Source organism: Demequina ureilytica (assembly GCF_048553575.1).
GTDB lineage: Bacteria > Actinomycetota > Actinomycetes > Actinomycetales > Demequinaceae > Demequina.
This window is the reverse complement of record NZ_JBLZIE010000001.1, coordinates 785,733-807,537: the sequence shown is the minus strand read 5'-3', so window position 1 is coordinate 807,537 and position 21,805 is coordinate 785,733. Positions and strand designations below refer to the sequence as shown.

General features: G+C 68.0%; 18 protein-coding genes and 1 riboswitch. Of the genes, 12 read left to right on the top strand and 6 right to left on the bottom strand.

From position 1 onward, the window contains the following. Positions 1 to 28: 28 nt before the first annotated feature. Entirely contained in the window at positions 29 to 841 is an 813-nt protein-coding gene (locus tag ACNI3K_RS03625) for a DUF4397 domain-containing protein (RefSeq protein WP_419390488.1), read from the bottom strand. A gap of 179 nt (positions 842 to 1,020) precedes the next feature. Between ACNI3K_RS03625 and ACNI3K_RS03620 the strand changes: the two genes are divergently transcribed. Next, positions 1,021 to 1,983 (top strand): DUF4349 domain-containing protein, encoded by a 963-nt coding sequence (locus tag ACNI3K_RS03620; RefSeq protein ID WP_419390487.1) that lies wholly within the window; start codon positions 1,021 to 1,023, stop codon positions 1,981 to 1,983. Here ACNI3K_RS03620 and ACNI3K_RS03615 read toward each other — a convergent pair. Continuing rightward, positions 1,980 to 4,403 carry a glycoside hydrolase family 94 protein gene (locus tag ACNI3K_RS03615; RefSeq protein WP_419390486.1) on the bottom strand — a complete coding sequence of 808 codons (2,424 nt, stop codon included), beginning with the start codon at positions 4,401 to 4,403 and terminating at the stop codon, positions 1,980 to 1,982. The two genes, ACNI3K_RS03620 and ACNI3K_RS03615, sit on opposite strands and share 4 nt — an antisense overlap. A 148-nt stretch (positions 4,404 to 4,551) precedes the next feature. On the opposite strand from ACNI3K_RS03615, the gene dcd reads away from it, so the two are divergent. From dcd to ACNI3K_RS03595, 4 genes are all read left to right on the top strand, one after another. Then, positions 4,552 to 5,127, top strand: coding sequence for a dCTP deaminase (gene dcd, locus ACNI3K_RS03610; RefSeq protein WP_419390485.1), 576 nt, complete (start codon positions 4,552 to 4,554; stop codon positions 5,125 to 5,127). 99 nt (positions 5,128 to 5,226) lie between these two features. Continuing rightward, positions 5,227 to 5,344, top strand: a riboswitch (TPP riboswitch). A gap of 23 nt (positions 5,345 to 5,367) precedes the next feature. Then, positions 5,368 to 6,465 (top strand): thiamine ABC transporter substrate-binding protein, encoded by a 1,098-nt coding sequence (locus ACNI3K_RS03605; RefSeq protein WP_419390484.1) that lies wholly within the window; start codon positions 5,368 to 5,370, stop codon positions 6,463 to 6,465. Positions 6,466 to 6,484: 19 nt separating this feature from the next. Next, entirely contained in the window at positions 6,485 to 8,128 is a 1,644-nt protein-coding gene (locus tag ACNI3K_RS03600; protein WP_419390483.1) for an ABC transporter permease, read from the top strand. Beyond that, complete coding sequence (locus ACNI3K_RS03595) at positions 8,125 to 8,775, top strand: ABC transporter ATP-binding protein (RefSeq protein WP_419390482.1); 651 nt, start codon at positions 8,125 to 8,127, stop codon at positions 8,773 to 8,775. Before ACNI3K_RS03600 ends, ACNI3K_RS03595 begins: the two co-directional genes overlap by 4 nt. A gap of 154 nt (positions 8,776 to 8,929) precedes the next feature. Here the strand turns inward: ACNI3K_RS03595 and ACNI3K_RS03590 are convergent, their stop codons facing one another. Next, the gene (locus tag ACNI3K_RS03590; RefSeq protein WP_419390481.1) at positions 8,930 to 9,400 is read right to left on the bottom strand and encodes a rhodanese-like domain-containing protein; all 471 of its coding nucleotides are present in this window, start codon (positions 9,398 to 9,400) and stop codon (positions 8,930 to 8,932) included. A 216-nt stretch (positions 9,401 to 9,616) separates the two neighbouring features. Here ACNI3K_RS03590 and dnaK point away from each other — a divergent pair, with 216 nt between their 5' ends. From dnaK to ACNI3K_RS03560, 6 genes are all read left to right on the top strand, one after another. Continuing rightward, positions 9,617 to 11,500, top strand: coding sequence for a molecular chaperone DnaK (gene dnaK / locus ACNI3K_RS03585; protein ID WP_419390480.1), 1,884 nt, complete (start codon positions 9,617 to 9,619; stop codon positions 11,498 to 11,500). A 65-nt stretch (positions 11,501 to 11,565) separates the two neighbouring features. Beyond that, positions 11,566 to 12,180: a nucleotide exchange factor GrpE gene (gene grpE / locus ACNI3K_RS03580; protein WP_419390479.1), complete on the top strand. Its 615-nt coding sequence runs from the start codon at positions 11,566 to 11,568 to the stop codon at positions 12,178 to 12,180. Between the two features lie 31 nt (positions 12,181 to 12,211). Next, entirely contained in the window at positions 12,212 to 13,180 is a 969-nt protein-coding gene (locus ACNI3K_RS03575; RefSeq protein WP_419390478.1) for a DnaJ C-terminal domain-containing protein, read from the top strand. Positions 13,181 to 13,246: 66 nt separating this feature from the next. Continuing rightward, positions 13,247 to 13,672 carry a heat shock protein transcriptional repressor HspR gene (locus ACNI3K_RS03570; RefSeq protein ID WP_419390477.1) on the top strand — a complete coding sequence of 142 codons (426 nt, stop codon included), beginning with the start codon at positions 13,247 to 13,249 and terminating at the stop codon, positions 13,670 to 13,672. A 117-nt stretch (positions 13,673 to 13,789) separates the two neighbouring features. Continuing rightward, positions 13,790 to 14,773, top strand: a complete 984-nt coding sequence (locus tag ACNI3K_RS03565; protein ID WP_419390476.1) for an efflux ABC transporter ATPase subunit, DrrA-related — start codon at positions 13,790 to 13,792, stop codon at positions 14,771 to 14,773. Next, positions 14,770 to 15,594: an ABC transporter permease gene (locus ACNI3K_RS03560; RefSeq protein ID WP_419390475.1), complete on the top strand. Its 825-nt coding sequence runs from the start codon at positions 14,770 to 14,772 to the stop codon at positions 15,592 to 15,594. The genes ACNI3K_RS03565 and ACNI3K_RS03560 overlap by 4 nt, the downstream gene beginning before the upstream one ends. A gap of 69 nt (positions 15,595 to 15,663) precedes the next feature. Here the strand turns inward: ACNI3K_RS03560 and ACNI3K_RS03555 are convergent, their stop codons facing one another. Beyond that, entirely contained in the window at positions 15,664 to 16,434 is a 771-nt protein-coding gene (locus ACNI3K_RS03555; protein ID WP_419390474.1) for a hypothetical protein, read from the bottom strand. A gap of 175 nt (positions 16,435 to 16,609) precedes the next feature. On the opposite strand from ACNI3K_RS03555, the gene ACNI3K_RS03550 reads away from it, so the two are divergent. Continuing rightward, on the top strand, positions 16,610 to 19,609 hold the full coding sequence (locus ACNI3K_RS03550) for a sigma-70 family RNA polymerase sigma factor (protein WP_419390473.1): 3,000 nt from the start codon (positions 16,610 to 16,612) through the stop codon (positions 19,607 to 19,609). 27 nt (positions 19,610 to 19,636) lie between these two features. Here ACNI3K_RS03550 and ACNI3K_RS03545 read toward each other — a convergent pair whose 3' ends face one another. Together ACNI3K_RS03545 and ACNI3K_RS03540 are read right to left on the bottom strand one after the other, a co-directional pair. Continuing rightward, positions 19,637 to 20,242: a DJ-1/PfpI family protein gene (locus ACNI3K_RS03545; RefSeq protein ID WP_419390472.1), complete on the bottom strand. Its 606-nt coding sequence runs from the start codon at positions 20,240 to 20,242 to the stop codon at positions 19,637 to 19,639. 64 nt (positions 20,243 to 20,306) lie between these two features. After that, positions 20,307 to 21,563: a multidrug effflux MFS transporter gene (locus tag ACNI3K_RS03540; RefSeq protein ID WP_419390471.1), complete on the bottom strand. Its 1,257-nt coding sequence runs from the start codon at positions 21,561 to 21,563 to the stop codon at positions 20,307 to 20,309. Between the last annotated feature and the right edge of the window lie 242 nt (positions 21,564 to 21,805).

The window sequence follows — 21,805 nt, the reverse complement described above, 5'->3', positions numbered from 1 at the left end:
TTGGACGTCCCCCCCCGTGACCGCACGGTCAGCGTCGAGCGGTCACCACTCGCGCCGCGGCACCTGCCGCGAGCGCGAACGCGATGAGGATCGCTGCGATCGCACCGGCCGGGACTCCGCGGTCAGCCGCGAGGCCCTGGGTACCGGCCGCGACCTCGGACGGGCTCGAGGCGTGGGTGTCGACAGTCTGGACCGCGAGGTCAAGGTTGCCGTCCTCCGCGCTGCCCCACGCGTAGACGATGGTGTTCACGCCATCGGCGATCTCCACGTCTGTCGGGCCAAGCACCGGGTCAGTCTCGCCGGTCAGCGAGACGGCCGCGGAGTAGGTGTCCGCGGCGACGTCGCCCATCACCTCGTCGGGGTTCGAGAGGTTCTCGAAGAGCACCGAGTCGTTCGCCCACACGTCGACGGCAGGAGCCGCAGCGGTGTGACGCACAGTGAGGCGACCCTCGCCCGCAGCGGTCTCGGAGATGTCGTTGGTGAACAGGTTGGCAGTAGGAGCGCCATCCGCGTCGAGGTGGGCGACGGCGGTGTAGCTCATGCCCTCCTCGAGAGTGAGGTCGATGGGGCCGAGGACCGGATCCGAGTCGTCTGCGGCGTCGGTTGCGGTGAGCGCGACCGAGTACGTGCCGGGCTCGAGGTCGAGGGGGCCGGCGAGGTCGCCGGGCTGGAAGTCGTCGATGGTGTTCTCGCCGTTGACGTACACATCCACAGGGGTGTCGGGGATGCCGTGAAGCACCGACAGCTCTGACATTCCGTCCTCGACTGCGAGGGCGGGAGCGGCTGCTCCGACGGCGATGAGCGCACCGGCTGCGACGCCGGCGATTGCTGACTTGCGCATGGTCGTTCTCCTTCTCCTGAGCTCGGGAGGGCGCCTGTTGCGACCTCCTTCACCCGGTACTTCCGGCCCAGGTGCCCGTTTGGATGCACCGATGTCGAGAATTCTTGAGAAGTTGCGATTCGGCCTCACTCTCCACCCAACGATGGCGCGCTACCAGGCGTCTTCTTAGCATGAGCACTATGAACGCCACAGGCGAGGGGACGGTGCGCCGCACGCGGCGCATCGGGGTCATGGCAGGACTGATCATCATGGCAGCGCTGATGGCGGGTTGTTCGTCGTCGAGCGAGTCGTCCGACGCGGCGTACGACACGGCGTCTGAGCCGGCCGTGAGCGAGGAGTACGCCTCCAGCGCAGGCGACACCGCGGGCTCAGAGGGCGGCGCACAGGACGACTCGGTAGGCGATGGGTCCCAGTCGCCCGCCGACCAGAGTCTGATCGTCACCGGCTCGCTGTACATGACTGTCGAGGACCCGCTCGCGGCCGCCGACCAAGCGGTCGCGATCGTGCAAGGCGCGGGGGGTCGCATCGACGCTCGCGACGAGACCACTCCCGACGAGTACGAGGGCGGCTCGGCTTCGCTCGTGCTGCGCATCCCGCAGGACGAGCTCGATCCGACCGTGAACGAACTCCGCGCGCTCGGCACCGTCGACCACTTCGCGACGCAGTCACGCGACGTCAGCAATGAGGTCACGGACCTCGAAGCCACGATCTCGACGCTGCGAGCGTCGACCGACCGCATCCAGGCCCTGCTCCTCGAGGCTCAGAGCATCAAGGACATCATCACGCTCGAGGACGAGCTCTCCCGTCGCCAGGCGGAGCTCGAGAGCCTGGAGGCGCGGCAGCGAGGGCTCAACGACCAGGTGTCGATGTCGACCATCGAGCTGTCGCTCACGACCGAGCCCGTCGTCATCGTGGACGACGCGCCTCAGACCTTCGTCGACGGCGTCACGTCGGGCTGGGACTCGCTCGTCACGTTCGTCTCGGGAGCGCTGGTGGTGACCGGTGTGCTGCTGCCCTGGTTGGCGCTGGCAGCCGTCATCACCCTCGTGGTGATCGCCGTGGTCCGCGCGCGGAGGTCACGGGCCGACCGCCCCGCCCCCGCATCGGCCGCTACCGAGACCGCGGCAACGACCGAGAGCTAGAGCGACGCGACGACCTCCACGGTCGAGCCCGCAGCCGCGTAAGGAACGGTGTTGCCCTCGATCGACGTGCCGTCGACGGTGAGGGTCGCCCCCTTGGCGCCCGTGCTCTTCACGGTGATGACGTAGGTCGCTCCGCGCACCTGGCGGCGCACGGTGTACTCGCCGACCTCTTCGCCGATGCACGGGTCGACCACCAGGCCGTCGTAGTCGGGCCGCACGCCCAGCAGGTACTGCGAGACGGTCACGAAGTTCCAGGACGCCGTGCCGGTGAGCCACGAGTTCTTGGCCTCGCCGTGACGCGACGCGTCCTTGCCCGCGATCATCTGCGCGTAGACGTACGGCTCGAGGCGGTGCACCTCGGAGATCTCCTCGCGGTAGGCGGGGGTGATCTGCTTGTAGTACTGCCACGCATACTCGGCGCGGCCCACGACCGTCTCCGCGATGATCACCCACGGGTTGTTGTGGCAGAAGATGCCGCCGTTCTCCTTGTAGCCCGGCGGGTAGGTCGACACCTCGCCCAGTTCGATCTGGTAGCTCGTGTAAGCGGGGTTCTGCAACACCATGCCGTGCGGAGTGTTGAGCCGTTCGCGGGACGCATCGAGGGCCTGGATGGCCTTGCCGTCGTCCACGCCGATGCCGCCCATGATGCAGAAGCCCTGCGGCTCGATCCAGATCTGACCCTCGGCGTTCTCGTGCGAACCCACCTTGTTGCCGTAGAAGTCGTAGGCACGCAGGAACCACTCGCCGTCCCAGCCGTGATCGAGGACCGCCTGCTTCATGTCGGCGATGGCCTTCTCCGCCCGATCAGCTTCCGCATCGTCCCCGCGGCGGCGCGCGAGCGCCGCGTAGTCAGGGCCGATGGCGGCGAACATGCCGGCGATGAACACCGACTCGGCGACGCCGCCGGCCTGGTTCTCGGTGGTCTGGAAGGACTCACCGGGCGTCGAGGAGAAGCAGTTGAGGTTCAGGCAGTCGTTCCAGTCTGCGCGGCCGATGAGCGGCAGCCCGTGGGGGCCGGCCTTCTCGAGCGGGTGGTTGAAGCTCCGCTTGAGGTGCTCCATCAGCGGCTGCGCCAACGACTCGTCGTTGTCGAACGGCACCATCTCGTCGAGGATTCCGAAGTCGCCGGTCTCCTTGATGTAGGCGGCGACGCCCAGGATCAGCCACAGCGGGTCGTCGTTGAATCCCGAGCCGAGCGTGTGGTTTCCGCGCTTGGTGAGCGGCTGGTACTGGTGGTACGCGCTGCCATCCTCGAACTGGGTCGACGCGATGTCGATGATCCGCTCGCGAGCGCGCTCGGGCACCAGGTGCACGAATCCCAGCAGGTCCTGACTCGAGTCGCGGAATCCCATGCCGCGCCCCATGCCGGTCTCGAAGTACGAGGCCGAGCGGGACATGTTGTAGGTCACCATGCACTGGTACTGGTTCCAGATGTTGACCATGCGGTCGAGCTTGCTGTCCGTCGACGAGACGGTGTAGCTGCCCAGCAGGTTGTCCCAGTACTCGTTCAGCCGCGCGAACTCGGCGTCCGTCTTGGCGTTGTCGTCGAACCGCTCAAGAAGCGCGTGGGCGGGCGCCTTGTTGATGACGCCGGGCGACTCCCACTTGTCGTCCTCCGCGTTCTCCAAGTATCCGAGCACGAAGGTGTACTGGCGCGACTCCCCAGGAGCGAGGTCCGCCTCGAGGTGGTGCGAGGCGACCGGGTACCAGCCCGAGGCGACGGAGTCCTCGGACTTGCCGGCGTGAGGCACAGCGGCCTCGTGGAAGCCGTTGCCGTAACCGAGGTACGCATCGCGGTCGGTGTCGAAGCCCGCGATGGGCGCATTGACCGCATACATCGCGTAGTGGTTGCGACGCTCGCGGTACTCGGTCTTGTGGAAGATCGCGCCGTCGACCACCTCGACCTCGCCGATGCTGAGGTTGCGCTGGTAGTTGGTCTGGTCGTCCTCGGCGTTCCACAGGCAGAACTCGACAAAGCTGAACAGGTCCACCGACTTGGGAGCATCAGACTTGTTGGTGAGCGTGACCTGGTGGATCTCCGCATTGACGTCGACGGGCACGAAGAACAGCACCGACGCCTCGAGGCCGCCGCGCTCGCCGGTGATGCGCGTGTAGCCCATCCCGTGGCGCGTCTCGAACCGGTCGAGGTCCTTCTTGTAGGGGCGGTACGAGGGGCTCCACACGTCGCCGCCATCGTTGATCGAGAAGTACCGGCCGCCGTCGTCGACGGGGGTGTTGTTGTAGCGGTAGCGCGTGAGGCGGCGCATCTTCGCGTCGCGGTAGAAGCTGTACCCGCCGCCGGTGTGCGACACGAGGCCGAAGAACTCCTGCGAGCCCAGGTAGTTGATCCACGGGAACGGGGTGTGGGGCGTCGTGATGACGTACTCGCGCGCTTCATCGTCGAAGTGACCGAACTGCATGGGGGTAGAGCCTTCCGCCAAGGTGTGTGAGCCGCGTCCCACTCTAGCCGAACTCGAAACGTTGCGATATCTCCCGGCCGGGACCGTTCATACGGCCGATGCGCCCGTCCACCTGGGTGCACTGCGCGCACCCCGGTAGGTTGTCACCATGCTGCTCTCCGACCGCGACATCCGCGCCCAGATCGACTCGGGCCGCGTGGTCCTCGATCCGTACGAGCCGGACATGATCCAGCCCTCGTCGATCGATGTGCGGCTCGACAGGTTCTTCCGGATCTTCGACAACCACAAGTACGCGGCCATCGACCCGTCGGTCGAGCAGCCGGACCTCACCCGGCTCATCGACGTCGATGACGAGCGCCCGTTCGTGCTGCACCCCGGCGAGTTCGTGCTGGGCTCGACCTACGAGACCGTGACCCTGCCCGATGACGTCGCTGCGCGGCTCGAGGGCAAGTCATCGCTGGGACGCTTGGGGCTGCTGACTCACTCCACGGCGGGGTTCATCGACCCGGGCTTCGTGGGCAACGTGACTCTCGAACTGTCCAACACCGCGACGCTGCCCATCAACCTGTGGCCCGGCATGAAGATCGGCCAGCTGTGCTTCTTCCAGCTGTCCTCCGCCGCCGAGCACCCCTACGGCTCGGGCAAGTACGGCTCGCGCTACAGCGGCCAGCGCGGCCCCACCGCGAGCCGGAGCTTCCAGAACTTCCACCGCACCGATATCTAGACAACGCAGCTATCTAGACAACGCAGAGATCTGAAACCGGCCATCGCCTGAGCCGCGGGTCCGCGACCAGGCCTCCCGCGCATCGGCGTTATGCTGTCTGAGCAACGACAGGGGAGCGCTTCCCGCAAGGGACCAGAGCGCTGAGAGTGCGGACCAGCCGCAGACCCTCGAACCTGATCCGGATGATGCCGGCGTAGGGAGTCGAGACTCGTCCCCTCCTACTCGTGGGAGGTTCCACACATGCGTGCACTGCGCACCACGACCGCACTGGCGGTCACCGCATCCTTCGTACTCCTCGCAGGCTGCTCCAGCGACGACCCCGCCGATCCCTCGCCCGAGCCGAGCGCTGACGAGAGCTCGCCGAGCGCATCGGCCGATCTCGATGGCCAGAGCGTCACCGTCGTCACGCACGACAGCTTCGCGGTGCCGGATGACGTCCTGGCGGCCTTCGAGGAGGACTCGGGCCTCGACGTCACCTTCGTGCAGCCCGGCGACGCCGGCACGCTCGTGAACCAGCTGATCCTCACCCAGGACGCGCCGCTGGGCGACGTCGTGTTCGGCGTCGACAACACGTTCGCGTCGCGTGCGATCGAGGAGGGCGTGTTCGCCGACTACAAGCCCACGGCCCCCGCCGCGGCGGACGCCGCCGAGTACGCGGTGGCCGGCTCGCAGGCGCTCACCGCGATCGACTACTCCGACGTGTGCCTCAACTACGACATCGGATGGTTCGAGGAGACGGGTCGCGAGGTTCCGGAGAACCTGGGACTGTTGTCCGACCCCGAGTACAACGGCATCCTGTCCGTCACCAACCCCGCCACCTCTTCACCCGGGCTCGCGTTCCTGCTGGCCACCATCGCGGAGTTCGGCGAGGACGGCTGGGAAGACTACTGGCGCGCGCTGGCCGACAACGACGTGCGCGTCACGTCGTCGTGGTCGGACACCTACTTCGTGGACTTCTCGGCCCCGAACTACGGCGGCGACTACCCCGTGGTCCTCAGCTACGCCTCGTCCCCGCCGTCCGAGGTCATCGACGGTGAGCCCACCACGGCCGCGCTGCTCGACACGTGCTTCCGTCAGGTGGAGTACGCGGGAGTGCTGGAAGGCGCCGAGAACCCCGAAGCCGGCCAGGCCGTCATCGACTGGATGCTCTCCGACGACTTCCAGGCCAGCGTGCCCGAGAACATGTACGTCTACCCCGTCTCCTCACAGGTCGACGTGCCCGCGGAGTGGGCCGAGTACGCGCCGCTGGCCGACGAGCCGCACACCATGGACCCCGAGGTGATCTCCGAGAACCGCGACGCGTGGATCGAGTCCTGGACCGAGATCGTCCTCGACTGATCTAGGTCAAGGGACCGCGATGGGCACACGGCGGCTCCACCATTCCTTGGGGTGGTGGGCGCTCGCCGCTGTGCCTTTGGCGTTCCTCGGGCTGTTCTTCCTGTGGCCGCTCGCCGCGGTCATGGGCCGTGGGCTTTTCGACGGCGGCTTCGACCTCGCCGGGGTCCTCGACGTGGCCACGTCTTCCCGCACGGCCGATGCGGCGGTTACCACCCTCGCTCTCGCGGCGGCGGGCACGGTGGGAGCGCTGCTGCTCGGGGTGCCCGGGGCGTACGCGCTGTATCGGCTGAGGTGGCGCGGCCAGACGGCGGTGCGGGCGGTCGCCGCCGTGCCCTTCGTGCTGCCCACAGTGGTGGTTGCTGCGGCTTTCACCGCGCTGCTGGGGCGCTCCGGTCCGCTGAGCGGCCTGGGCCTCGACCAGTCGCCCGTCGCGATCGCGGCGGCGCTTGTGTTCTACAACGTCGCGGTGGTGATCCGGGTGGTCGGGGGCACGTGGGCGAGCCTGGATCCGTCGACGGCCGATGCGGCCCGCACCTTGGGCGCGGACCGGCGCCAGGCGTTCACTCACGTCACGCTCCCCGCACTCGCGCCGTCGATCGGCTCCGCCGCGGCCGTCGTGTTCCTGTTCTGTGCCACCTCCTTTGGAGTGGTGCTGGTGCTGGGCGGCACGCGCGTGCGCACCATCGAGACCGAGATCTATCTGCAGGTGAACCAGTTCCTCGACCTGCGCGCCGCGGCGGTGCTGTCGGTACTGCAGCTGGTGTTCGTCGCCCTCGCGCTGGGCGGGGCCGAGTGGGCGCGCCGTCGCCGCGAGCGCTCGCTCGGCACGCGCCGGCTCGACGGCACTCGCCCGCTGTCGGGCCGCGGCGACCGCTGGGCGGTCGGCGCCGTCCTCACGGTGCTCGCGGCGGTGCTCGCGACCCCCCTGTGGGCGCTCGTCGAGCGGTCGCTCCGGACTCAGGACGGCCACGGCCTGGACCACTACGCGGCCCTACTGACCGACTCCGGACTGGGCTCGCTGGCGGTGCCAATGTGGCAGGCGGCCGTGAACTCGCTCGTGGCCGCGACCGTGGCCGCCGCCATCGCGACCTCGCTGGGACTGATCGTGGCGGCCCTGCTCACGCGGCGCACCCGTCGATCCACCGCCCTGGACTCGATCGTCATGCTGCCGCTCGGGGTCAGTGCGGTGGTGGTCGGACTCGGCATGCTGCTGACGCTCAACCGCTCGGTGCTGGGCGTGGACCTGCGCGGATCGTGGTGGCTCGTCCCCATCGCACAGGCCGTGGTCGCACTGCCGCTCGTGGCACGCACGCTGGTGCCCGCGGCGCGCGGCATCCCCGCGTCGATGCGCGCGGCCGCCGGAACCCTGGGCGCTTCTCCGTGGCAGGCGTGGCGCACGGTGGACTGGCCGCTGCTCAAGCGGCCCTTCGGGCTCGCAACGGGATTCGGCTTCGCGATCGCGCTCGGCGAATTCGGGGCCACCACCTTCGTGGCGCGCCCGGACCATCCCACGCTCACGACGGCGATCTACCGTCTGCTTGGACGCCCGGGGATCGAGAACGTCGGCATGGCCTTCGCGGCCGCGGTGGTGCTCGCGGCGATGACGGCAGCCGTCATGATGGCATCTGAGGGTCTCAGGACCCAGGTAGGAGCGGACCTGTGACGGGACTCGAAGTGCGGGACGTGACCGTGACGTACCCGGGACGCCCGCCGGTCTTAGCGGTCGACTCGGTGTCGCTGACCGTCGAACGCGGCGAGATCGTCGCGCTGCTCGGACCCTCGGGATGCGGAAAGTCATCCCTCCTTGGTGCCGTCGTCGGGACCGTGCCCCCCGCATCGGGCGTGGTGCGCTGGGCAGGCGAAGATGTCACGCGCGTGCCCGTGCACCGCCGCCAGTTCGGAATGATCTTTCAGGACGGTCAGCTGTTCCCCCACCGAACCGTGGCGGGAAACGTGGCGTTCGGGCTCGAGATGCAGCGCACGCCGCGCGACGAGCGCGCCCAGCGGGTCGCAGAGCTGCTCGAGACGGTGGGCCTCACCGGCTACGAGGACCGGCCCGTGACGGACCTGTCCGGCGGTCAGCGCCAGCGGGTCGCGCTCGCGCGGTCCCTCGCGCCCCGGCCGCGGCTGCTCGCACTGGACGAGCCGCTGTCCTCGCTTGATGCGGGGCTGCGCGCGCGGCTCGCGACCGAGGTGCGCGACATCCTGCTAGCCGTGGGAACCACCGCGATGGTCGTCACCCACGATCCGGCCGAGGCCGAGACCATGGCGACCCGCGTGGTGCGGATGGAGGATGGGCGGCTGCTGTAGAGCGAGCCCGCTCCCTCCCGCACCACCATGCCGACGGGACGGATCAACTGAGCGCGCGCATCCCGTCGCCGCACGCGCCGCGCGGTGACGGCTCAGTTGAGCCGTCCGTTCGGCTCGAATGGGTGCGATCGTCAGGCGCGAGGGGAGGCCGAGGTCAGCAGTCGCAGGCGATGCGCTCGCCCAGGCGTGCGGCGGGCGCGGTGAGCGGGTCCGGGGCCTGAGTGGCATCCACGTCCACGCGGCGGCCCTCGACCTCGACCACGCGGTCGACGGGCATGCCCTCGCGCGCCCAGTACTCGAAGCCGCCGATCATCTCCCTGACCGTGTACCCGAGCTCGCTGATGATCAGCCCGGCCCTCGTCGCCCCGTTGCACCCAGGACCCCAGCAGTACACGACGATCTGGCTGCCAGGACCCGCAACGCCGGGAATCTTCGCAGCGAGCTGCGCCTTGGGGATATGGAGGGCCCCGCGGGCGTGGCCCTGGTCCCAGGCGACCTGATCGCGCGTGTCCACGAGCACCAGCGACGGCTCGCGCGCCTCGAGCGCCGCGTGCACGTCCGACGGATCGGTCTCGAAGGCGAGCTTGGCGGCGAAGTGGGCTGCGGCCTCGGCGGGAGTCGTCATGGCTCGCACGCTACTCGCGGGCGCGGTGGCCAGTCGAGCCTGACGTGGCACCGCGCTCACCACTCACCAGCAGCGGCGACTTGAGCGTCTTCGACTCAACTTTGCACGCTCCGGCTTGACACCGCTCTCGCGACGTGGATACTTGAGCGTAGGCGGCTCAAGTTACGGGCCGGCAGACGTCGCGGCTGATTCGGCCGCAGAAGAAGGAGGACAGCAATGTCACGAGCAGTAGGCATCGACCTGGGAACCACCAACTCCGTGGTGACCGTTCTGGAGGGTGGCGAGCCCACCGTCATCGCCAACGCCGAGGGCGCCCGCACCACCCCGTCGGTGGTCGCGTTCTCGAAGACCGGTGAGGTGCTGGTGGGCGAGATCGCCAAGCGCCAGGCCGTCACCAACGTGGACCGCACCATCGCGTCCGTCAAGCGTCACATGGGCACCGACTGGACCACTGAGATCGACGACAAGAAGTACAACGCGCAGGAGATCTCGGCGCGCATCCTCGGCAAGCTCAAGCGCGACGCCGAGGAGTACCTGGGCGAGAAGGTCACCGAGGCCGTCATCACCGTCCCGGCCTACTTCAACGACGCCGAGCGCCAGGCCACCAAGGACGCCGGCGAGATCGCGGGCCTGAAGGTCCAGCGCATCGTCAACGAGCCCACCGCCGCCGCGCTCGCCTACGGGCTCGACCGCGGCAAGGAGGACGAGCTCATCCTGGTGTTCGACCTGGGTGGCGGCACGTTCGACGTGTCCCTGCTCGAGGTGGGCAAGGACGAGGACGACTTCTCCACCATTCAGGTGCGCGCCACCGCCGGTGACAACCGCCTCGGCGGTGACGACTGGGACCAGCGCATCGTCGACCACCTCATCAAGGAGGTCAAGAACAGCGAAGGCGTCGACCTGGCCAAGGACAAGTCCGCCGTGCAGCGTCTCCGCGAGGCCGCCGAACAGGCCAAGAAGGAGCTGTCGAGCGCGACCAGCACCAACATCTCGCTGCAGTACCTGTCGATCGGCGAGAACGGACCTGTCCACCTGGACACCCGCCTCACCCGCGCACAGTTCCAGCAGATGACGCAGGACCTCATCGAGCGCACCAAGACTCCGTTCGAGCAGGTCATCAAGGACGCGGGCATCAAGCTCTCCGATATCGACCACGTGGTCCTCGTCGGCGGCTCGACCCGCATGCCTGCGGTCGCGGACGTCGTCAGGGAGCTCACCGGTGGTCAGGAGCCCAACAAGGGCGTCAACCCTGACGAGGTCGTCGCCGTCGGCGCCGCACTCCAGGCGGGCGTCATCTCCGGCGAGCGCAAGGACGTGCTGCTCATCGATGTGACCCCCCTGAGCCTCGGCATCGAGACCAAGGGCGGCGTCATGACCACGCTGATCGAGCGCAACACCGCGATCCCCACCAAGTCTTCCGAGGTCTTCTCGACCGCCGAAGACAACCAGCCCTCCGTGTTGGTGCAGGTCTACCAAGGCGAGCGCCAGTTCGCCCGCGACAACAAGATGCTCGGCACGTTCGAGCTGGGCGGCATCGCGCCGGCCCCGCGCGGCGTTCCTCAGATCGAGGTCACGTTCGACATCGACGCCAACGGCATCGTGCACGTAGGAGCCAAGGACCGCGGCACCGGCAAGGAACAGTCGATCACCGTGACCGGCGGCTCGGCCCTGTCGAAGGAAGACATCGAGCAGATGGTCAAGGACGCCGAGGAGCACGCGGACGAGGACAAGAAGCGCCGCGAGGAGGCCGAGACCCGCAATAACGCCGAGACCTTCGCGTACTCGACCGAGAAGATCCTGTCCGAGAACGAGGACAAGGTTCCGGCCGAGACCGCCGAGGAGGTCAAGACCGCGATCGCCGACGTCAAGACGGCGCTCGAGGGCGACGACGCCGAGGACATCAAGGCCAAGCACGACATCCTGGTCGAGAAGTCGCAGAAGATCGGCGAGGCCGTGTACGCCGCTTCGCAGGCCGAGGGCGCTGACGGTGCCGAGGGAGCAGAGGGCGCGCCGGCCGGCGAGTCCCAGGAGCCCGCTGACGACTCCGACGACGATGTCGTGGACGCCGAGATCGTCGACGACGAGGACGACAAGAAGTAGCGACGCTCGAGCGACGGATGCGGGGCGACCCGCATCCGTCGCCTCAGCCGCTCACGGAGGCTCACATGACTGATGACAACAAGACGCCCGACGAGAACCCAGACGAGACCCCAGGCGAGACCCCCGAGCCCGCGCACGGCGAGGACAACGACTCGCTGGCCCAGGCCGAGGCAATCGTGAACGACGCCGCTGCCGGCTACGAGGGCCAGGACGGCGACGCGGACAAAGACGAGCAGGACGCGGCCGATGCCATCGATCGCGCCCAGCAGATGGCTGCCGCTCACCTGGCCGACCTGCAGCGGCTGCAGGCGGAGTACGTCAACTACCGCAAGCGCGTGGACCGCGACCGCGAGGTAGCCGGCGACGTTGCCGCGGCGAAGATGCTCGAGGCGCTGATCCCCGCGCTCGACGACATTGCCGGAGCGCGCGAGCACGGCGACCTCGATGAGGGCCCCTTCAAGGCCATCGCCGCCAAGCTCGAGGAGGCCCTCGCCCGTTTCGGTTGGTCTTCCTATGGCGAGGTCGGCGAGGAGTTCGACCCGCAGCTCCACGAGGCGCTGATGTCTCAGCCATCCACCGATGTCGAGGTGCCGACCGTGCAGCACGTGGCGCAGCCCGGCCACAGAATCGGCGACCGCGTAGTGCGTGCGGCGCGCGTGATCGTCGCGCAACCCGAGTAGACCACCGAGAACAGGCGAGAGGAGGCGTGCAGTGACGAGTCAGGATTGGTTCAGCAAGGACTTCTATTCGGCGCTGGGCGTCCCCAAGGACGCCAGCCAGGAGCAGATCAAAAAGGCGTACCGCAAGCTCGCCCGCGACCTGCACCCGGATCGCCATCCCGATGACAAGGTGTCGGAGAACCGTTTCAAGGAGGTCGGCGAGGCGTACGGCGTGCTCTCCGACCCCAAGCAACGTCAGCAGTACGACGCTGTGCGGACGATGGGCGGCGGCGGGCCGCGTTTCCAGGCAGGAGGACCGGGCGGGGCCGGCTTCGAGGACGTGTTCTCCGGAATGTTCGGTGGCGGGGGCGGCCAGCCTGGCCCGGGCGGAGCAGGTGGCCCGCAGTACCGGGCTCAGGGCTTCGAGGACATTCTGGGAAACCTGTTCGGCGGTGGCTTCCAACGCGGCCCGGTCAAGGGCACCGACATCGCGGCCACGACCGAGGTCTCGTTCCGCCAGGCTGCGGAGGGCGCAACCATCACGCTGCGCGCTGCGACCGGGGACATCACCACGCGGCTCCCAGTCGGGGTCCGCGACGGCCAGAAGATCCGGCTGCGTGGCAAGGGCCGGCCGGGACAGAGCGGTGGCCCCGCAGGCGACCTGCTCCTCACGGTGCGGGTCGCCAAGCACCCGGTGTTCACCGCGGAGGGACGCAACCTGCGCGTGAAGGTGCCCGTGACGTTCGACGAGGCGTCGCTGGGCGCGACCGTCGAGGTGCCCACCCTCGACGGTGCCCGCGTCAAGGTGAAGGTCGCGCCTGGCACACCCAGCGGAAAGACCCTGCGGGTCAAGGGCCGCGGGCTGCAGGCGAAGGACGGCGTGGGCGACCTGCTGGCGACCATCGAGGTCGCGGTGCCGAGCAAGCTCGGCCGCAAGGCCAAGGAGATACTGCAGGCGTTCGCCCTGGAGACCGCCAAGGATGACCCGCGCAAGGACCTTTACCGGGACGCGGCGAAGTAGAGCGGCCGATGCGCGCATCGGCGATAGATTGAGCGCACCTCAGGTGCGGCCAAGGAAGGAGGCACCGTGGACAAGCCAGCAGTCGACGAGCCCGTCTTCCTGATCTCTACCGCCGCCGAACTCGCAGGCATGCATGCGCAGACTCTCCGCCAGTACGACCGCCTGGGACTCGTCATTCCGCGGCGGCGCCCCGGAGGGGGCCGCCGCTACTCGCTTCGCGACGTGGCCACCTTGCGCCAGATTCAGCGGATGAGCCAGGACGAGGGAATCAACCTCGAGGGCATCAAGCGCATCCTGGCGCTCCAGAAGCGAGTCGACCGCCTGGAGACCGAGGTGGAGAAGTTGCGCCCGCGCGCCGACACCGGTTCCCGAATCTTCGCGTCGGGGCCCACCGGCTCTGTCGTGATCGTCGAGCGCGGGCATCGTGCTCGGAAGGACGAGGGCCGCTCGCTGGTGCTGTGGCGCTCGACGGGACGCGACAGCCGCGACTGAGCGATCACCGGGTGCTCGCCTCAGTGTGACCCGGCTACGCCGCACGCCTCGCACGGGCACTGACGCCCAAAGCGAACACCGGACACGAATGTCGCACCCCACTCATACGCTGTCGCTATGAGCATCGAGAACGCGGTGGAGGCTGAAGGGCTCGTCAAGAGCTTCAAAGACACCAAGGCACTCAAGGGCATCGACCTCACCGTGCCTCGCGGAACGGTGCTCGGGGTGTTGGGGCCGAACGGTGCCGGGAAGACCACGGCCGTGCGCATCCTCGCGACGCTGCTGCGCGCGGATGGTGGAGTCGCAAAGGTTGCAGGCTACGACGCTGAGCGTCACCCAGCCGAGGTCCGCAAGCGCATCGGCCTCACGGGCCAGTACGCCTCGGTGGACGAGGAGCTGACCGGCCGGGAGAACCTGCTGATGATCGCGGCCCTGCTCAACATGCGCAGCGCCGACGCGAAGTCGCGCGCGAAGGATCTGCTCGAGTGGTTCGACCTCACCGCCGCCGCAGACCGCACCCTCAAGACCTACTCGGGTGGCATGCGGCGGCGCCTCGACCTTGCCGCATCGCTCACAGGGCATCCGGAGGTCGTGTTCCTGGACGAGCCCACGACCGGCCTCGACCCCGCGAAGCGCGAGGACATGTGGGACGTCGTGCGGGACATCGTTGCGCAAGGGACCTCGGTGCTGCTCACCACCCAGTACCTCGAGGAGGCCGATGCCCTCGCCGACGACATTGTGGTGATCAACCACGGCGAGGTGATCGCCCACGACACCGCCCACAACCTCAAGCGGGTGGTCGGCTCGCAGACGCTCCGCGTGCGACCGACTGATCCGAACCACGCGGGCGCGGTGCGGGCGCTGCTCAGTGCAGTGGCGGCGGATGGCGCCCCCATCGACGAGCACCGGCCTGGTGAGTACTCGGTGCCCGTCGTAGACGACGGTGCACTGGCGGACGTGGTCACGCGGCTGCGCGGGGACGGCATCGGCGTGACGGAGCTGTCCCTGCAGCTTCCCAGTCTCGACGAGGTCTTCTTCACTCTCACGGGCGAGCGCCAAAGAGCACCAAGCAGCACGAACAACGGCGGGGAGGCGGCATGACCACTCGCGGCATGGGAACTGAGGGCGTGACACGGGCGGTCGAGATCATCCCGCGGGGCCCCATTGATGTGTTCCGACACTCGTGGGTCCTCGCCAAGCGATCCCTCGTCAAGACCTGGCGCACTCCAGAGGGCCTGATCGACGTCACGTTGTCGCCGATCATGTTCACGCTGCTGTTCACCTACATCTTTGGTGGAGCGATCGCCGGCTCGACGAGCGAGTACCTCGTCTTTCTGATCCCCGGGATCATCGGACAGAACATCGCCTTCGCATCTGTGGGCATCGGCATCCAGCTGAACTCCGACATGGCGAAGGGCATCTTCGACCGATTTCGTTCGCTGCCGATCTCTCGGATCGCTCCGCTGCTCGGGGCTGCGCTCGGGGACGTAGTCCGCTACGTGCTGCTCATCGCGATCATGGTCGGCACCGGGTACGTGCTCGGCTATCGGATCGCCACCGACCTCGTCAGCTTCCTCGCAGGCTGCCTGCTCGCCATCGTGTTCGCGCTGTCCCTCGCGTGGGCGCCGATGCTCGTGGGGCTAATCGCCCGGTCCGAGAGAGCGGTTCAGGGAATCGTGTTCATGACCCTGTTCCCCCTCACGTTCGCGTCGAGCGCCTTCGTCGATCCCTCCACGATGCCGGGCTGGCTTGAGGCGTTCTCCAACGCGAATCCGCTCACGCACCTGATCGAGTCGCTCAGGGCACTCTGGGGCGGAATGGGCGACTGGCAGACGCCCGTGGCGTGGACGCTCGCGTGGTGCGTCGGTCTCGTGGCGGTATTTGCTCCGTTGGCGATCCGGGCGTACAACCGCCGCGCGTAGCTACCCGACGACCGAGGGTCTGGCACCGCCCTCAGCGCGGTGCCAGACCCTCTTCGGGGCCACCGTTGCCTATCGCTGCAAAGACTCCATGAGCTCGCAGGCGTACGCGTGTGTCCCGGGGAGAGACTCGATCCACACACGCGGGGGCTGACGCATGAGGCTGTCGACCTTCATCGCGACTGCTCGTTCCCCTAGTTCGCCTCTCAGCGTGGCAAGGCCCGCACCGAGCGTCTCGCCGCGCTCAACGAGCACCGCGTAGAGTCCGTCGCTCAGGCGTGCCATCGGGTGGCCCTCGCCATAGGCGCCGCGCAGCGCGGCGCCAGTTGCGGCATTGCGCGCAATGCGCTGCCACGGATCTGTGCTCTCAACCGAGACGTCGACCATGACCAGGGCGTGTGTCTCGTTCACTACGTGTTCAAACCGAGCGGCCGTGCCATAGACCTCTGCCAGTCGCTGCGAGAGGTACTCGGCGGTCCCGAGGCCTGACTCGGCGTCGGTCATGACGGGGGCGTCAAGGGGGGGAACTGTACCCGTAGTCCACCCCTCGCACAGCGAGCGGATCGATCGGATAGGTGCGGACTCGTAGCCAGCCGCCTTGAAGAGCACCGCCATGTCATCGATCGCCTCAGTGATGCCCACGCCCGCTGCGGACCGTGCCTGGCCTAGTCGGTACGCGGCAGGGGCCGTATCGAGCCGAGCTTCGAGCGACTCCACCAGCGCGTCCGCTGCGGGCGTGTACCAGTCACCTGGGCGCAGCCACACCGTGTCGACACTTGCGCTCTCCCATCGCTGGATGAGGGCGCGAGGTGCCGGTGCGGGGACGGGAGTCTCGCTGTTCATGGACGATGAGACGGACGAGCTACAGGGCTATGACGCGACTTCCGAAAAATTCTTTTGCGACTCGCCCAAGGGGCCAATGTGACCAATTACGCTTCGCGGGCCTTGCTATGCAGGCAGTGCTACAGCGAACATGGGTAGGCATTCCTCGGAGTCGCCGTGGAAAGGGCCCCAGAATATGTCGTCGGAGGCGATCGCGCTGTGGACGGAGACGTCCAGCGATCCCGAGTTGATCGCAGGCGTGCGCGCCGGCGACTCAGCGGCCTTTGGCGTGCTCTACGAGCGTCACGCCCCCGCAGCACGAAAGGTCGCCTCCCAGTACACGAACGCCGCGAGCGACGTGGACGATGTCGTGTCCGAGGCCTTCGCCCGCGTTCTCCGTGCACTGCAACGAGGCGACGGACCTGACCTCGCTTTCCGTGCATACCTGTTCACGATCGTCAGGCGCACGGGCATGGACATCATCGAGAAGGGCATCCGGACCAAGCCCAGAGACGACATGTCTCCATATGAGTCCGCAATCGGCTACGGCGCCTCGTCCGACGAGCCTGCGCTCGAGGGATTCGAGCACGGCATGGTGGCTCATGCCTTCACTTCCCTGCCGGAGCGCTGGCAAGCAGTGCTCTGGTACACGGAGGTGGAGAAGAAGAGTCCGCGTGACATCGCGCCGCTGCTCGGTCTGAGCGCCAACGGTGTCGCTGCCCTGGCCTATCGCGCTCGCGAGGCGCTGCGGCAGGCATACCTGCAGCAGCACCTCGGCAGCTCTGAGGATCAGGCCTGCCTTGAGGCCAACACCCAGCTCGGAGCGTACGTCCGGGGCGCGCTGTCCAATCGAGAGCAGGCCAAGGTCGACTCCCACGTCAAGACGTGCGAGCGCTGTGCGGCTCTGGTGGCCGAGCTCGAGGACGTCAACCGTGGCATGCGCGGCATCATCGCTCCGCTGTTCATGGGTGTGATCGGCGCTGGCGCTCTCGAGGGAGGCATGCCCATTGGAGGCGCACTGGGGCCCCACGCTGCCGCGAGTACCGGCGCGGGCGGCGCAGGTGCCGCCGGCACCGGCGCGGCCACGGCTAGCGGCAGCGCCGGCGCGGGTGGGTTGGCCGGTCTGCTCGGAGTCGCGTCACACCTCGCACTTCCTGTCGCGGCCGCGATCGGCGTGACCGCCCTGGCTCTCAACGGAGCGAGCATCCTCGGCTGGCTCTCGCCTGCGGAAGACCCCGCCCTCTCCGGAGGACCAGTCCTGGCGGCTGCGTCCCCTTCTCCCTCCCCCACGCCCGAGCCCGACGGGAATGCCACCCCGTCCCCTGGGCCCTCCCCCACTCCCGAGCCTTCTCCAACATCCAGTGCAGGGGGTCCTGAGGATCCGCCCAACGCAGTCGCGCCTGACGCCAATGGTGACGGCAGGCTGCCCGAGGGTCAGGCTGCACCTCCCCCCGGCGCCGGCAACGTGGGTACCGGTAACGGGGATGCCGCCGACCCGGGCACCGGCACCGGCAACGGCCCGGGCACCGGCGGCACAGACCCTGGCGACCCTGGCGACCCCGGTGACCCTGGCGACCCCGGCGATCCCGGCGATCCCGGCGACCCCGGCGATCCCGGCGATCCCGGCGATCCCGGCGACCCTGGCGATCCCGGCGATCCCGGCGACCCTGGCGATCCCGGCGACCCCGGTGATCCCGGCGATCCCGGCGACCCGGGCGACCCGGGCGGAACGCCCCGGCTCTCGATCGCCAAGTCACCCTTGGACTACCTGGAGATCTCCAGAACCTCACCGTCCGTATCCTTCGAGGTCGCCAACGAAGGTGACGGCGCGGCTCAGCCGATCACCGCGCAGATCACCTTGCCCGACGGGCTGCAAGTGGCTCCTCCCGGCGGTGGCGCAGGGCTTGCCCTGGCGTCCTACGACCGCGTGTCGACCTTCCTCGACTACGCCACGACCAGCACGCTCAGCGTCGACGATTGGGAGTGCACCGTCTCTGACGGTGCGAATGTCGCGTTCTGCGCCCTCGACTCCATCGATCCTGGCGGCACGGCCGCTCTCACGCTGGACGTCGAGATCACTGCGGAGGAGCTGAGCGAGGAGTCCTTCACCGAGTTCGATGTGCGAGCCGGAGACCACCGCGAGACATATTCCGTGCGGACCGGGCTGGCCCCGCACGACGGTGGCTCGAATCCTCTTGATCCGGGCTACGCGGACGGGGGCGGGCTTGCGGTCGCACAGTTCGGCGGCACGGTGATGGGATGCAACCCCGCTCCGCTGCAGATGCCTGCGCAGAGCGCGTGCCGCACCGTCATGGACACGTTCAGCCCGCAGTCCATCCTGCGTCAGTCCAACAACGACTGGAACATGGTCCAGCTCAACGAAAATGGGGGAACGACCAACTCGGGTACGACGAGCATCACCCTCCCCGCCAATGCGACGGTGGAGGCCGCGTTCCTCGAGTGGTCGGCGAACCGGTACGTCCATCCCTCTGACGCCCAGCCTTCGGACACGTGGACGGGGCCCCTCGACTCGGCCCGCGTCAGGATAGGTTCCGGAGACTTCGTGAACGTCGAAGCGGGCACGGTGGACGACGGAATCGTCGAGGAGGACCGGCAGTACTACCTCTCGCGTGCTGACGTCACCGACTTGGTCGCCGATGCGAGCGGCGAGGTCCTCACCGTCGCTGACATCGCGGTATCCGAGACCACGCGCGAGCGGAATGTGAAGACCTACTACGGCGGCTTCACCCTCACCGTCGTGTACAAGGACCCGGAGCAGCCGGAGGCCTCAACTGTTGCCCTGTTCGAGGGTCCGCACTGGGTGACGAGCTCTGCGCCCGTGACCATTCGCTTCCACGCGGCCGAGGGTGCGTCGGTCACCCCCTCCTGGACGGCGTTCGAGGGTGACCGGGGCAACAAGGGTGACTCGATGCGGCTGGGAGGCGACAACTTCCAGCCTCTCGGGCCAGACGGAAGTGGTGCCATCGGACCGCGCGATTCGGGCGACATCGCCGATTCGACCGCCTTCGGGTCGCCATGGGGCAACACGCTCGGCGTCGATGCACGACCCTTCAGCACCAAGGTGATCGCTCAAGGCGGGATGCAGACTCTCACCACCTGGACATCAGGGGACAACTTCATGATTGGCACTCTTGCGATCACTCTGGTGGGCCCCCAGGGCAATCCGGCTCCCTGATCTGCGCGCCGCGCGTCCTTCCACGATCTATCGCGTGGGGTCCGGGCTCCAGTCCATGTCCAGCTGGCGGGCGGTGCGCCGCGCCATCGGCTCGCCCAGCATCAGCGACACGACATGGAGCGCCATGTGCATCCCCGAGGTCAAGCCTCCGCTCGTGATGATCTGCCCGGCATCGACCCACCGCACGCCACCCGTCGCGCCCGGCACACCGGCCTCGCGCAGGGCTTCGACGTCCTCCCAGTGCGTGGTCGCGGGAAGATCGTCGATGAGACCTTGCTGCGCGAGCAGGAACGAGCCGGTGCACACCGACGTCGCAAGCTTGGCCGCATCGACCAGCGTGCGCACGGAAGCGCCTACAGGCTCTTCACCGAGCGCACCCTCGAGAGCGATGGTCCCGGGAATCACCACCGCGTCGTAGTCCCGCGACTCGTCGGCGTTGCCGAGCGCGGTCAGAGTCATGCCGCCGTACGCGACGACGTCGTGTCCCCCCGGGCTCACCAGCTCGACGGAGAAGGCGGGTGCGTCACCGTCGCGCTCCGCGAGCCGCGACGCCGTGAGGAACACCTCATAGGGGCCTCCCGCATCGATGATGTCGAAGCCGTCGTACACAAGAATCCCGATGCGAGCGGTCATGCGACCACCGTAACCGCCGCTTGCGAGACGCCGAGACGCGCAGGAGCGTGCGGCGTCGTCCGCCTCAGCGGACGACCTCACTGGAGGTGCGCGGCCTCACGACCAGCCACAGGCTTGCGTGCGCCACGGCCAGGGCGCCGAGCATGACGATGGCCATGGACGTTGCGGAGGCCCCCAACACGCCGACGATGGGCGACAGCAGGCCAGCGACACCGAAGTTCATGGCGCCGATGAGGGAGGCCGCTGTGCCGGCCTCGGAGCCGTGCTTCTCAAGTGCCATCACTTGCACGGACGGCATGATGAAGCCCAGCGGAGAGACTACGAAGAACAGCGGGATGATCACTCCGAGCAGCCCGAGGTCCAGGGCCGCGAACAGCAGCAATGACAATGCTCCGCTGGTCATGACGATGATTCCCACGGTGGCGACCGCACGAGGTGCGACCACCCGCATCAAGCGTGCAGCGAGTTGGGTGCCGGCGACGACCCCGATCGAGTTGAGGCCGAAGACCACGCCATACTGCTGCGCGGTCAGGCCGAACTGGTCCTGGAGCACGAACGATGATCCGGACAGGTAGGCAAAGAGGGTGGTGAACGTCATCGCGCCCAGCACCGCCACGCCGACAAACGCACGGTCGCTCAGCAGCCGACGGTAGCGCGCGCGCATGGCGGCGAGGCCATCACCGCCACGCTGGCCGGCGGGCCGGGTCTCGCGCAGTTTCAGGCCGGCGATGGAGGCGATCAGGACCCCGTAGAGGGCGAGCACCACGAAGATCTCACGCCAGTCCACGACGCGCAGCAACTGAGACCCGATCACCGGGGCCAGCACCGGCGCGAGCCCAGTGACGAGGGCCATGCGCGACAGCATGCGAATGAGGCGTTGGCCATTGAAGAGGTCTCGCACGATCGCCATGGCGACCACAGCGCCGCCCGCGGCGCCGATGCCCTGGAGCGCACGGCCCACGAGCACCCATTCGACGGTAGGAGCGAAGACCACGAAGACGCTGGCAAGGATGTGCACGAGGGTGGCCAGCATGAGCGGCACCTTGCGACCGAAGGCGTCGCTGAGCGGACCCACGACAAGTTGGCCGACGCCGAACCCGATGGTGGTCGCGGTGAGGGTCAGCTGGATCGCGGCGTCGCTCGCCGCGAGGTCACGAGCCACCTCGGGGAAGGCGGGAAGGTACAGGTCGATGGTGAACGGGCCGAGAGCGACCAAGGCGCCCAGGATCAGGATGTACGCCACGCGCTCGCGGCGGGTCAGGCTGTCGCCGAGAGAAGGGATGGTCGCGCGCGACGTGGCAGGCTCAGTACGCAGGGTCAAACCAGAGTTCTTTTCTTGAGTGGGGCGGCTATGCCGAGTTCAACAGACGGATCGCGATCAGAGCGCACGGCTCGATCAGCGGGACACGTGAGTCAACACCGTCGGGTTCAGTGTATTCCCGACCGCGTGGTAAGTCGAACTGAACGGCGAGGCACTCGCCCAGCACTTTCGCCCAAGTCGCAGCTGGTGGCCCCTCACCGTCCCACTACGAGCAACGGCGGCCCCGTGGCGCGCGGGACGAT